The 12526-nt window shown below is 50.9% G+C and carries 13 protein-coding genes; 10 read left to right on the top strand and 3 right to left on the bottom strand.

Annotation, left to right across the window (positions count from 1 at the left end; all coding sequences use genetic code 11):
• Nucleotides 1-2 precede the first annotated feature (2 nt).
• The 9 genes from ACO0K3_RS12465 (at nucleotide 3) to ACO0K3_RS12425 (ending at nucleotide 7418) form a co-directional block, all read left to right on the top strand.
• Complete coding sequence (locus ACO0K3_RS12465) at nucleotides 3-974, top strand: ABC transporter permease (protein ID WP_422985517.1); 972 nt, start codon at nucleotides 3-5, stop codon at nucleotides 972-974.
• Between the two features lie 202 nt (nucleotides 975-1176).
• Entirely contained in the window at nucleotides 1177-2169 is a 993-nt protein-coding gene (locus ACO0K3_RS12460) for a nucleoside hydrolase (RefSeq protein ID WP_422985027.1), read from the top strand.
• Between the two features lie 12 nt (nucleotides 2170-2181).
• A complete protein-coding gene (locus tag ACO0K3_RS12455) occupies nucleotides 2182-3024 on the top strand; it encodes an isopenicillin N synthase family dioxygenase (RefSeq protein WP_422985025.1) in 843 nt (280 codons plus the stop codon).
• A gap of 166 nt (nucleotides 3025-3190) precedes the next feature.
• Nucleotides 3191-3607 carry a cytidine deaminase gene (locus tag ACO0K3_RS12450; protein ID WP_422985023.1) on the top strand — a complete coding sequence of 139 codons (417 nt, stop codon included), beginning with the start codon at nucleotides 3191-3193 and terminating at the stop codon, nucleotides 3605-3607.
• Nucleotides 3604-3834: a TIGR02450 family Trp-rich protein gene (locus ACO0K3_RS12445; protein WP_422985021.1), complete on the top strand. Its 231-nt coding sequence runs from the start codon at nucleotides 3604-3606 to the stop codon at nucleotides 3832-3834. Before ACO0K3_RS12450 ends, ACO0K3_RS12445 begins: the two co-directional genes overlap by 4 nt.
• Before the next feature lie 149 nt (nucleotides 3835-3983).
• Nucleotides 3984-4865 carry a dienelactone hydrolase family protein gene (locus ACO0K3_RS12440; RefSeq protein WP_422960289.1) on the top strand — a complete coding sequence of 294 codons (882 nt, stop codon included), beginning with the start codon at nucleotides 3984-3986 and terminating at the stop codon, nucleotides 4863-4865.
• A 152-nt stretch (nucleotides 4866-5017) separates the two neighbouring features.
• Nucleotides 5018-5479 carry a methyltransferase family protein gene (locus tag ACO0K3_RS12435; RefSeq protein ID WP_422985019.1) on the top strand — a complete coding sequence of 154 codons (462 nt, stop codon included), beginning with the start codon at nucleotides 5018-5020 and terminating at the stop codon, nucleotides 5477-5479.
• A gap of 360 nt (nucleotides 5480-5839) precedes the next feature.
• Entirely contained in the window at nucleotides 5840-6646 is an 807-nt protein-coding gene (locus tag ACO0K3_RS12430; protein ID WP_422985017.1) for a ZIP family metal transporter, read from the top strand.
• Between the two features lies 1 nt (nucleotide 6647).
• Nucleotides 6648-7418 (top strand): C1 family peptidase, encoded by a 771-nt coding sequence (locus tag ACO0K3_RS12425; RefSeq protein WP_422960285.1) that lies wholly within the window; start codon nucleotides 6648-6650, stop codon nucleotides 7416-7418.
• Nucleotides 7419-7600: 182 nt separating this feature from the next.
• On the opposite strand, the gene ACO0K3_RS12420 is transcribed toward ACO0K3_RS12425, so the two are convergent.
• The 3 genes from ACO0K3_RS12420 to ACO0K3_RS12410 all read right to left on the bottom strand — a co-directional run bounded on the left by ACO0K3_RS12420 (nucleotide 7601) and on the right by ACO0K3_RS12410 (nucleotide 10829).
• The gene (locus ACO0K3_RS12420; protein ID WP_422985015.1) at nucleotides 7601-8458 is read right to left on the bottom strand and encodes a sulfurtransferase; all 858 of its coding nucleotides are present in this window, start codon (nucleotides 8456-8458) and stop codon (nucleotides 7601-7603) included.
• A 123-nt stretch (nucleotides 8459-8581) separates the two neighbouring features.
• Nucleotides 8582-9517 carry a DMT family transporter gene (locus tag ACO0K3_RS12415; RefSeq protein ID WP_422985013.1) on the bottom strand — a complete coding sequence of 312 codons (936 nt, stop codon included), beginning with the start codon at nucleotides 9515-9517 and terminating at the stop codon, nucleotides 8582-8584.
• A gap of 202 nt (nucleotides 9518-9719) precedes the next feature.
• On the bottom strand, nucleotides 9720-10829 hold the full coding sequence (locus ACO0K3_RS12410) for an aromatic ring-hydroxylating oxygenase subunit alpha (RefSeq protein ID WP_422985011.1): 1110 nt from the start codon (nucleotides 10827-10829) through the stop codon (nucleotides 9720-9722).
• 750 nt (nucleotides 10830-11579) lie between these two features.
• Between ACO0K3_RS12410 and ACO0K3_RS12405 the strand changes: the two genes are divergently transcribed.
• Complete coding sequence (locus ACO0K3_RS12405; RefSeq protein ID WP_422985009.1) at nucleotides 11580-12512, top strand: lipase family alpha/beta hydrolase; 933 nt, start codon at nucleotides 11580-11582, stop codon at nucleotides 12510-12512.
• The last annotated feature ends 14 nt before the right edge of the window (nucleotides 12513-12526 follow it).

Below are 12526 nucleotides of genomic sequence, written 5' to 3'. Positions count from 1 at the left end.
TAATAATGTTTGATGATTTTCATTTCGCCAGCATACTGGTCTCTACCATCCGCAATGCGCCGGTTCTTATTTTCGCCGCGATGGCGGGTTTGTTTGCTGAACGCAGCGGCGTCGTCGATCTGGCACTGGAAGGCAAAATGCTGGCCTCGGCCTTTGTCTCTGCTGCGGTCGCCTACACAACACAAAATCCCTGGTTGGGCATACTGGCAGGAGTCGGCATCTCTGTCGCAATCGCTTTGCTGCAAGGCTTTGTCAGCATCACACAAAAAGGTAATCAACTGGTCGCCGGTATTGCGATTAATATTGCCATGAGCGGCCTGACTTTTGTCCTTGCCCAATTCTTTTTTTCGCAAGGTGGGCGTACGCCAGATCTGGGACAGGCGCGCCTGTTTGATATCGTTTTACCGGGTACCGCAGCAGTAGAGAATATCCCGCTGATCGGCTGGCTCTACGGCAAATTGATCGGTGGTCACAGCGCTCTTGTTTATCTGGCGTTCGCGTTAATCCCTGTCGTGCACTGGGTCGTTTATCACAGCCGTTTCGGCTTACGCCTGCGTGCTGTTGGCGAAAACCCGCACGCGGCAGATGCTGCAGGTATCAATGTTGAGCGTACCCGTTTCATGGCGATGTTATGTGCGGGTGTCTTATGCTCGTTTTCGGGCGCTTATCTGTCTATCATACAAAGCGGATTCTTCCTGCGCGATATGTCTGCCGGTAATGGCTATCTGGCACTGACTGCCCTGGTGTTCGGCAACTGGCGGCCTTTACAAACAGCATTAGGCTGTCTGATGTTTGGCTTTTTTACCGCCTTGCAAGTACAGATCGAAGGTATCGAATTTCCAGGCATTGGCAAAATCCCCGGCTCCCTGATACAGATGATTCCGTATGTCGTCACTGTCGTCGTACTCGCGGGTTTGATGGCGAAATCTGTCGCACCAAAAGCAATTGGCGTACCGTTTGTGAAGTCGCGTTAAAAAATTAAATACGCTCTCCCGCCTGAGGGAGAGAACCATCGCTGAGATCGCAGCAGCCATAGAGCTAGATAGCTATGTGGCCATATAGCGAACAGCCATGTTGGATCATGTTTTCGACCTCCTTGAACCGGGTCAACCGCAACAAGTCATTTCGCGTCTGGGTTCTGTTAATGGCCAGCCGGAGTAATTTTGGAGAACATCCATGCAAGCAAAACACAAAGTCATTTTTGATACAGACCCAGGTGTGGACGATGCAATGGCGCTGTACTTTGCACTCGCCCATCAAGACATCGACGTCATTGGTATTACCACCACCTTCGGTAATGTGTATGTAGAGCAGGCAACGATCAACGCCTTGTATCTGACCCGCATCGCAGGCCGCAGTATTCCGGTAGCGCAAGGTGTGGACGTACCATTCGCAAAAGCTGCTGGCACACCGCCTGACTTTATCCATGGTGCCGATGGTCTGGGAAATCTGCCAAGCCGTATCGACGTCGGTGGCAAAGCAGAAGTCGAAAGCGCCGCAGAATTCATCGTCAAAATGGCACGTCAGCATCCGGGTGAAATCACCCTGGTCGCGGTAGGTCCGCTCGGCAATCTGGGTCTGGCACTGAAGATGGAGCCGCAATTACCTAAGCTGCTGAAAAAAGTCGTACTGATGGCTGGTGCTGTTGACGAACCAGGCAACGTATCGCCGGTCGCCGAAGCCAACGTCTGGAATGATCCTGATGCCGCCGATCTGGTATTTACTGCAGGCTGGGATCTGACCATGGTCGGTCTGGACGTCACCCACCGCGTAGTATTGCCATCGAGCTTCTTCGCCCGCCTGGCAGCACAGCATCAGCACATCGCGATGGACACACTGTCACATGCGGTGAATTTCTATGCAAACTTCTACCAAAGCATCCGTCCTGACCTCGGTCATGCCTGCTATGGTCATGACGTACTAGCGTTTGTGTGGCTGGTCGCGCCAGAGATATTCGAAACGCAATCCGGCCGTGTCCGTGTCGCCAAAGAGGGTATAGGCAATGGCCAGACCATGATGGCAAAACTCGCGATTCCTTACCCGCAACCGGGCTGGGAAATCAGCAAGCCAGAGACCCGCGTCTGCATGAAAGTCGATGCCGATGCCTGCGCTACATTGATCGATGCAACCTTGTCCGGCAACTGGCTACAACCAGCGCTGAGCAACTAAGGAGAAGCCGTCATGCATATTCAACCAGTTGATTATCGCGATCCGGAAGCCGCAAAAAAATTCACCGAAAGTCTGCACAACACCGGCTTTGGCGTCTTAACCAATCACCCTTTGTCGCAAGATCTGCTCAATACCATTTACAAGGAATGGTATGACTTCTTCCAGACGGATGCGAAGAATAAATACGACTTCGATGCCGAAAAAATGGACGGCTATTTTTCGCCGAAAATTTCTGAAACGGCCAAGGGCAATACCAAACGCGATCTGAAAGAGTTCTATCATATCTACCCGGAAGGTCGTTATCCCGCCGAAGTATCCGATGCAGCACGCCAGTACTACGACCAGGGCAATCAGCTCGCGACCGAACTGCTGCAATGGGTAGAGGATCACACGCCAGCCGACATCAAAGCCAAGTACTCCATGCCACTGTCCGATATGATTACCGACAGTGACCTGACTTTGCTGCGCGTATTGCACTATCCGCCTTTGCGCGGCGATGAAGAACCGGATGCGGTGCGCGCTGCAGCACATGGCGACATCAATCTGCTAACCGTATTGCCAGCTGCGACGCAGGCGGGCTTGCAGGTATTGGGCAAAGACGACACATGGCATGATGTGCCCTGCGATTTTGGTATGCTGATCGTGAACATCGGCGACATGCTCGATGAAGCGTCGCAGGGTTACTACCCGTCGACTATTCATCGCGTCCTGAACCCGACTGGAGAAGAAGCGAAAAAATCACGTATTTCTTTGCCGCTGTTCCTGCATCCGCGTCCCGACGTGGTGCTGTCGGAACGTCACACCTCCGGTAGCTATTTGCAAGAACGACTGAAAGAACTCGGCGTTAAGAAATAAAGTTTTAGAGAATTTCAAAACGATCCCGCTTTATTCATGCGCCTCTCCAGCCATTTTCGGTCTGGAAGCCGCACCGGATAAGCGGGATTGATTTTAAAATGATGATGAATCGATCTGCCTGGTCTGGCTATTCTGCTCAGACACTTTACCTCCAAAGAGAATCCGTATGACAACCCAAGACCTCACGCAACACCTGATCGCCGAAGCCCATCAAGCCCGCGAACGCGCCTACGCGCCCTACTCCAAGTTTAAAGTCGGTGCCGCGGTACAAACCAAAGACGGCAAAATTTTTCGCGGCTGTAATGTCGAGAACGCATCCTACGGCCTGTGTAATTGCGCCGAGCGCACCGCGCTGTTCAGTGCCATCGCAGCCGGCTATCGCCCCGGTGATTTCGCAGCAATTGCTGTCACGGGCGATACCGACGGCCCGATCGCCCCCTGCGGTGCCTGCCGCCAGGTCATCATCGAACTCGGCGGACCGACATTAGCTGTCGTGCTGACCAATATCAAAGGTGACATCAAACACACGACCGCCGGTGCACAATTGCCGGATGCGTTTTATCTGGAGCCGGACGCCAATTGAGCCATCTCAATCCCAAAAAACTCCTGCTCAGCAAATGGACTGCGGCTAAGCCTGAGAACAAAGAAAAGCATTTTATTGTGACTAAGCTCATTGAGCCGGAGACGCCAGATACTCCGGATAAGCCATGTGAGCTGATCATAATCGAAGCAGTTCACTCCGGGAATAGCCGCACCATTCCCTGGAAGGAATTGACAGACACCACCAAATGGCTGCAGGGCTGGAAATAACAGCATCTGAAAAGTGACCAGGCTACCACGGTCATTGTGTGACAAGCTGGCACGGCGGCGATACAAATCACCAACGCAAGGGTTTGAGGTTTTCCGGTATGCTATGCGCTGTTTTCCCCATGCCACAATAATTCCTTCAGGAGATTGTTATGCAGAATCAACAGGATTTCGATAGTCTGGTCGGTAAGTCAAAACTGGCTGAGGGCGTTGATCGCCGCAGCTTCATTCAGACCGCCGTCGGTGTCGGCTTTGCCGCCGCTGCTTTACCCGTCATGGCGCAAACCATGATCAAGACCGACACCAACGGATTGACCGCTGGTGTCGTTGTACTAGAAATCAACGGGCAAAAAGTGCCTGTCTATCGCGCACAACCTGAGGGCAAAACCAATCTGCCTGTGGTTCTCGTGATCTCTGAAATTTTCGGTGTCCACGAACACATCGCCGATGTCGCGCGCCGCTTCGCTAAGCTCGGCTACCTCGCTCTGGCACCCGAATTATTCGTCCGCCAGGGCGATGCCAGCAAGTACCCGAACATCGGTGAACTGATTAAAGAAGTTGTCTCCAAGGTGCCCGATGCCCAGGTCATGTCCGACCTCGATGCCATAGTTGCCTGGGCCAAGACCAACGGCGGCAATACCAGCAAACTGGCAATCACTGGCTTCTGCTGGGGTGGTCGCATTACCTGGATGTATGCCGCTCATAATCCCGGCGTCAAAGCCGGTGTCGCCTGGTATGGCCGCCTGGTTGGTGAGCCTACACCGCTCTCCCCAAGCAACCCTGTTGACATCGCAGCGGGCTTGAAAGTGCCCGTGCTCGGCCTGTACGGCGCGAAAGATACCGGCATCAACGCCGAGTCGATTTTCAAGATGGAAGTGGAACTCAAAAAAGGTAATAGCAAATCCACATTCAAAGTCTACGAAAATTCCGGCCATGCTTTCCACGCTGACTATCGTCCTAGTTATGTCGAAGCAGATGCTAAAGACGGCTGGACTCGTTGCGTCGCCTGGTTTAAAGAAAACGGCGTGGTGTAAGTCTCACCCGATTCAACATACTGACCGCCAAACAGCTTCCTGATCAGCGCCCTATCCGGTCCGAGCAGACTCAGACCGGATAAATTCCCTCCCCCGCACGAGCTGCGACCAAACGAATACCCACTTCAGTCTAGTCACCAAGAGGACTCAGCATGTCATCACTAGAACTCAAAATTCCACCGCCCTTACTCGCATTGGCAATAGGTTTTGGCATGAGCTTGCTAGCGCGCGTGCTACCGGTAATCGAATTACCATATCCACTCAGATTGATACTCTGCCTCGCTATCGCCAGCATTGGCGGCGTCTACAGTCTCGCTGGCGCCATCGCTTTCCGCGCAGCGAAAACCACCGTCAATCCGATGACACCCGAAAAGACTTCGTCACTGGTACAAAGCGGCATCTACAATCTAACCCGCAACCCTATGTACGTCGGATTATTCCTCGTGCTGTGTGGCTGGACTGTATTTCTGATGTCACCGCTGGTGGCAATTGGTCCGGCTGGCTTTATGCTCTGGATCAAACACTTCCAGATCGCGCCGGAAGAGCGGGCGCTGACGGAATTGTTTGGTGAGGAGTATGTGAAATATAAACTACGGGTTAGGGCTTGGTTTTAGAAATTCTAGGATCAAAATAGATACTAAATCTATGAGCTGTAGGAATTAACTAAAACGGCGAGACGAGGTTTAGTTTCGACCCAATATTTTCAGAGCAGGTGCAACGATAGAAAATTCTGTAAGTTTTGTGTTAACAACATGACTATGTGTCTCCACTCCGTATCTGGTCGTTAACGTCATTTTTGTGCTGGCGTTTTCCACTACTCCAATCAAATTATTTTTAAGCTTAGCAGAAGCGATCCTCCGATCTCATATGAAGCTTGATGGGATAAAAAATCGGTATTATCTGGCAGCGTATGTGGGTAGTAATTTGCAGAAAACCTCACTCTGTGTTTTAATTTGCAACCCAGTTGCAAGCGCATGGCTTGCATTGATGATTCGAGGTTCAAAATTCACTCCACGTTGTTATCCATTTTATTCGCCACGACGATTGCTGGCGTGCTGAGCATTAGTGCTGCGGCTATTTTTTCGTTCTCGCTGTTATCCAAAATGGTCGAACGTATGGTCAGCCTGTCGGTCGGCATTATGCTGTCGACCTCGCTGTTGCATGCGCTACCTGAGGCGTTTGAATCGGGTGCCGATCCGCGTACTTTGTTTGCGTGTTTGCTGGGCGGTTTGCTGGCGTTTTTCTTACTCGAAAAATTTGCGATCCTGCGGCATTCGCATCATCACGAAGGTGACGGACATCATCACGAGCATGGTCATGATGCACATGAGGCGGGTAAAGCAGGCTGGATGATACTGGTCGGTGACGGCTTGCATAATTTTACCGATGGGATTTTGATTGCCGCTGCATTTTTGGCTGATCCTAAGCTAGGTCTGGTAACTGGTCTGGCGATTATCGCGCATGAGATTCCGCAAGAAATTGGCGATTTTATCGTGTTGCTGAATGCGGGTTTTTCGCGTACCCGTGCCTATATGTACAACCTGATTTGTAGTCTGATGGCGGTGGTTGGCGGCGTGCTGGGTTTTTATATGCTGGAGGGCGCGAGCAATCTGCTGCCGTACGTGCTGGTGTTTGCTTCGTCAGGCTTTATTTATATTGCGGTAAGCGACCTGATGCCGCAAATGCAGCGTCGTGCGACCTTGCGTGAGACGATTCCACAAATACTATTAATCGCACTGGGCGTCGCTCTGGTGTTATTCGTTACGAGTCACAGAGGCTGATATGAGCAGAAAAATCGCGGGATATGGATGGTTGCCAGACTTACCGGATCATCGCGATCATAGCTTCGATCTGCCACCGGATTATCTGCACCACTTACCAACTAAGATTGACCTACGTCCGCACTGCCCCAGCGTGTTTGATCAAGGCGAGCGCATCGGTAGTTGTACGGCAAATGCGGTATGTAACGCCTTTCGCTTTAATCTGATGAAGCAGGGGATGCAACGTCCGTTCATGCCGTCCCGCCTGTTCTTGCATTACAACGCCCGGGTGATGATAGGAACAGAACGCCAAAATCACGGTGCGCAGATTCGCGATGCAATCAAGAGCATCGCCAAGCAGGGCGTTTGTCGTGAAACTAGCTGGCCGTACGTCGCGAAGAAGTATGCGACCAAACCGCCGCGCACTGCCTATGACGAAGCACTGGATCATCAGGCAATCTGCTACCAGCGCTTGCAGCAAAAACTCGATCATTTAAAAGTCTGTCTGGCGACGGGTCATCCGTTTGTGTTCGGACTAACCTTGTACGAGGGTTTTGAATCCGACAAGATGGCGGCATCCGGCGTGCTGCAGATGCCGAAAAAAAATGAGGGACTGGTCGGTGGTCATTCGGTATTAGCGGTCGGTTATGATGATAAGAGCGAGCGCTTTATTGTGATGAATTCGTGGGGGCCGCAATGGGGAAAGCAGGGATTTTTTACCGTGCCTTATGCTTACTTGCTGGAGTCAAACTTGGCAGCAGATTTCTGGACCATACGCGCAGTCGAAGGATAATGTGACGCCATCAGGATCACACGATACTTTTGATATCACCTATCAGAAATAATATACTCCCACCCTGTATATTTTCGCATCGCAGGTAAAACATGCGGAATTAAGCATATTTTACAAAAAAAGAGGGGAGTATCTGTATTTAACTATTTATTTGTTTGTTCACATCAGCCGCTTTATGCGGATTATCCCTCAGCACCGGTGACGTAGGGACGCGCTGGCTCCGAGCACCATTCGCTCCATGATCCCGGATATAACGCCGCACCGCTTAAACCGGCAACCTCAAGCGCCAGCAGGTTATGGCAAGCCGTTACCCCGGAGCCGCATTGCATAATCGATTTAGCCGCATCCGGCACAATCGCAGCCCACTCCGCCCGCAATTCCTCGGCTGATTTAAAGCGGCCATCTGGCTGAAGATTATCTTTGAAGAAGCGATTTTTAGCGCCGGGAATATGACCGCCAATCGGATCAATCGTTTCATTCTCACCTCGAAACCGATCCGCAGCCCGAGCATCCACCAGCGTGCGTGCCGAGGTGGCGAGATTGGCCAGTACGTCACCGACGCTGACCTGGTTGACCAGGCTGGCAGACGCGCTGATATTGCCCCGACCTCCATCAGCAACTTTCTCCGTCAGTGACAAACCCGCTGCCTGCCAGGCCGGGATGCCACCATCCAGCACCGCAACGGACCGGTGACCAACCCAGCGCAACATCCACCACAGACGCGCTGAGAACATACCGCCGTGTGCATCATATGCAATGACCTGAGTCGAATGATCGATTCCCCATGAGCGTAAAGCGCGGATAAAATCTTCTTTAGCAGGCAAAGGGTGGCGCCCGTGAAAAGCACCGTTTGACGAGGTTTTAGCACCAGACAACTGGCTGTCGAGGTGAGCGAACTGGGCGCGCGGCAGATGGCCCGTGTCATACGCTTTTTTACCGGCATGCGTGTCCATCAGATCATGGCGGCAATCGAGAATGACCCAGCGCTGGTCATCGATGTGGGCAGCTAAATCACTTGCAGAGATCAGAGTCGTGTACATAGTTTCCTTTATCTGAATAACTGACGAAAAATGCTTACAACACCAAATGCCCTCTGTAGAAAACACGGATGACAGAACATTCATGCGTAAGGTGCGATGCCCGCGCCACCGAACGAAAGCTTGCTATTCCGAGGCAATCGGATCGTTAGGAAGAACCGGTTTGTTACGACTATTATAAAACGTTGCGATCAGGCCGCTACTCAATATGACGGCGATACCACACCAGCTTAACCAGCTTAGCTGATCATGCCACAGCATCACATCCCAGATACTGGAGAACACAATACCGACATATTGCAGATTCGCGACTACCAGCGTGTTTCCAAGGCGATAGGCCCTCGTCATCGCCATTTGCGCCGATGCCGCAGTGACACCAATGACCAACAATAACAGTAAACCTTTGAGCTTGTGGGGATGCCAGCCGGATGCCAGCGAATGATCGGATAAACCACCCGTAAGCAAGGCGCCGAGCACACCGGCTACTGCACAGGTTGCAGAAAAATAAAACACAACACGGTACTCCGGCTCCCCCATCAAACCCATCTGACGCACCTGCATATACGCGAGTGCAGCCAGCATGCCAGAAACCAGGGCAACCACACCACCCAGCATCTGATCAGCATGCATACTCGGTCGCAATAACAAAATCACGCCGACGAATCCCAGAGTCACGGCACCTACCAGACCCCATTCGATACGGCGATTGCCATTACCGTCACGTGCGGCTTTAAACCAGGCCGTTGTGAACAAAAAAACGGCAATCCAGACCGGTGACATGTAATTCAGGGTAACCGCCATCGCCAGCGACAGGCGACTGATTGAATAAAACCATAACCACAATGCCAGCACGCCAATTGCTCCGCGCCATAGATGATGTCCTGGCATCGACGTGCGCAAGCTACCGCCCTGTACACGGATCAGGATAAAAATCATCAGCATGCCAATCGCACCGCGATAAGCAACGATCTCTGAAGTTGAATACGTATCCGAGGCGAGCTTCACGCAAACACCCATGATAGAAAACAAGAAGCTGGCTACCAGCATCCAAAGTGACTGCATCGTTTTTCTCAAAAAAATAAGGGGAGCTATTTCGCTCCCCTATTATGCAGGTAATCGATTGACGTCTTCATTTAGGTAACTAAGCTAACTAAGCTAAGTAACTTAGTTGAATAACTTAGTTTGAATAACTTAGCTACATAGCAAAGTAGCATAACTAAGTTACATAACCGACTGACGCAACTGAGGTAATTTTATCCTGCGGCTAAAACTGCATTCTGCGTCGATACCACTCATGGAAATGCTGCATACCATCTTCCATCGGTGATTGATACGGGCCGACTTCACTGACACCGCGATCCATCAGAATCTTGCGACCGGCATCCATGCGCAAAGCGATCTCATCATCTTCAATGCAGGTTTCCATATAGGCGGCACGCTCGGCTTCGATAAATTCGCGCTCGAACAGAACAATTTCTTCAGGATAGTAAAACTCAACCACATTGCGCGTCTTGCCCGTCGCAGTCGGCCATAAGGTCGACACTACCAGGACATGGGGATACCATTCGACCATGATATTCGGGTACAGCGTCAGCCAGATCGCGCCGTATTTTGGCGTCTCGCCGTTACGGAATTTCAACACTTGTTCTTGCCAGGCCTGATACGTAGCGGAGCCAGATTTCAAGAGTCCGTTATTCACACCAACCGTCTGCACGCTGTAGTCTTCGCCAAATTCCCAACGCAAATCATCGCAGGTGACAAAACTGCCTAAGCCAGGATGAAAAGGCTCTACGTGATAATCCTCAAGATACACTTCGATGAAGGTCTTCCAGTTGTAATCACATTCATGAACTTCAACATGATCCAGCATATAACCGGTGAAATCGAGGTCTTTGGTGACGCTGAGCTGCCCCATTTTTTCCATCACGTTATAACCGTTTTGCTCGAACAGTAAACCGTTCCAGTTTTGCAAAGGTGTACGCGATAGATTCAGGCAAGGCGTGTCGTCGAAATGCGGCGCGCCGATCAACTCCCCTTTGAGGTCATAAGTCCAGCGATGCAGCGGGCAGACAATATGATTGGTATTGCCGCGACCGTTGAACATCAATGCCTGGCGATGGCGGCAGACGTTGGACATGAGCTCAATACCAGTAGCCCCCTCGGCATTGCGAACAAGCATGCGACCCTCGTTCTCGGCAGCGAGCGTGGCAAAGTCGCCGACGTTGGGCACCATCAATTCATGACCGACATAACGCGGGCCAGACTGGAAAAGTTGTTTGATCTCCCGTTGCAATAAGGATTGATCAAAATACACGTGAACAGGAAGTTGCGCGTCAGAGCGCGCGAGTTTGGAAAAAGAAGCCAGATCGGACATCCCTACCCCCCAAATTAATTTGCACCAACCTAAAGGAGAAAGAATCCACAAAAACCTGCTTTTAACTGCATATCGCGGTCAGTTGCGACAATATTCAGGCAAAAGCTCACACAAAAAGAATGAAGAGGAAATTTTGGACAAGACCGCGGATTATACCTGAATCAGCTGCACTGGGTAGCTACCGTGCGGCGATTGCCGTTATGCCGGCTCAAATCTTTACTCACGGACTGTTGTCAGCAGCCGACATATTTGCCTCAAAATTAACGCAAATGCATTTTTAGTAATCTTCGTCTAATTTTTTTGATCGCATCGACTTGTCTGTCATGCGCCGTGACATTTTTTTAATCCTCCCCATGAGGCAAGCTTGCCCTAATTGAATTTCCCTCTCAACGCCAAGGATGCTGCAGTGCACAGCGGCCATTATTTTTGCTGCGTCGCAGCTTGCTTATGAAATAGGCAAAACCTAGCCTGAGTTACTTCAAAGTCTGCGAATACGTGGACAGGCAGTGATGGGTAGTTCAATTTCTTTGGACGAGCTATCTATCTCATAGTGCGTTTTTTGCAGTTTTGTAACGACCAGAATAACCAATAAAAACAGTGTGGAGAGCACGGCACATTGGTAGAACTTGGTCGGCACATGCTACAAAAAGTTCGTATCGTAACTAACAAGGAAAGGAGGCACAGTAAAGGACACGACGCGGTCCTGCTTCATTTTGGCTATGTGAAAAAAATAATTTAAGAGACAAAAAAATGAACAAATCCTTCGTAAAAAAAATCTGCGCTTTACTGATTACTTTGACGGTGTTACCCGCACCTTCATGGGCCACCGGCTATACGGAAACAAAATATCCTATCGTGCTGGCACATGGTCTGTTTGGATTCGACAATATCGGTCCGGTTGAATATTGGTATGGCATTCCGGCAGCCCTGCGCTCCGATGGCGCCAAAGTCTATGCGACACAAGTCTCCGCAGCGAACAGCACGGAAGTTCGCGGAGAACAATTGCTGACGCAAGTGAAACAAATCATCGCGGTCACCGGCAAAGCAAAAGTCAATCTGATCGGACACAGTCATGGCGGCCCGACAGCTCGCTACGTCGCCTCGGTACGCCCCGACCTGATCGCATCTGTGACATCCGTAGGTGGTGTCAATCGCGGCTCTAAAGTTGCCGATCTGTTGCTGGGTATTGCACCGGATGGTTCGTTGTCTAACGCAGTCATTGTATCGATCACAAATGGTCTGGCAACCGTGATTAACTTCCTCTCCGGCGGCAAAGGCTTAACTCAGGATTCGCTGGCAGCAGCAAAATCACTGAGCACCGCTGGCTCACTGAAGTTCAATGTAGCGCATCCGGAGGGCATTCCGACCAGCAGTTGTGGTGAGGGGGCATATCAGGTAAATGGTGTGTCGTATTTCTCATGGAGTGGCGCACAAGCTTATACCAATGTACTGGACATCATCGACCCTGCCCTCGCATTAACATCACTGGCATTTGGCGGTGCAAAAAATGACGGCCTCGTCGCAAGTTGCTCGGCGCATCTGGGCAAAGTCATCCGCGATGATTATGCGATGAACCATCTGGATGAAGTCAATCAGACAGTAGGACTGGTCAATATCTTTGAAACCAATCCAGTAACGATTTACCGCCAGCATGCAAATCGCCTGAAGAATCAAGGACTGTAATTAGATCCGGACAA

The organism is Undibacterium sp. Rencai35W (assembly GCF_049340185.1).
Lineage (GTDB): Bacteria > Pseudomonadota > Gammaproteobacteria > Burkholderiales > Burkholderiaceae_D > Undibacterium.
The sequence above is the reverse complement of the archived record's forward strand: the minus strand, read 5'-3'. Positions and strand labels throughout refer to the sequence as shown.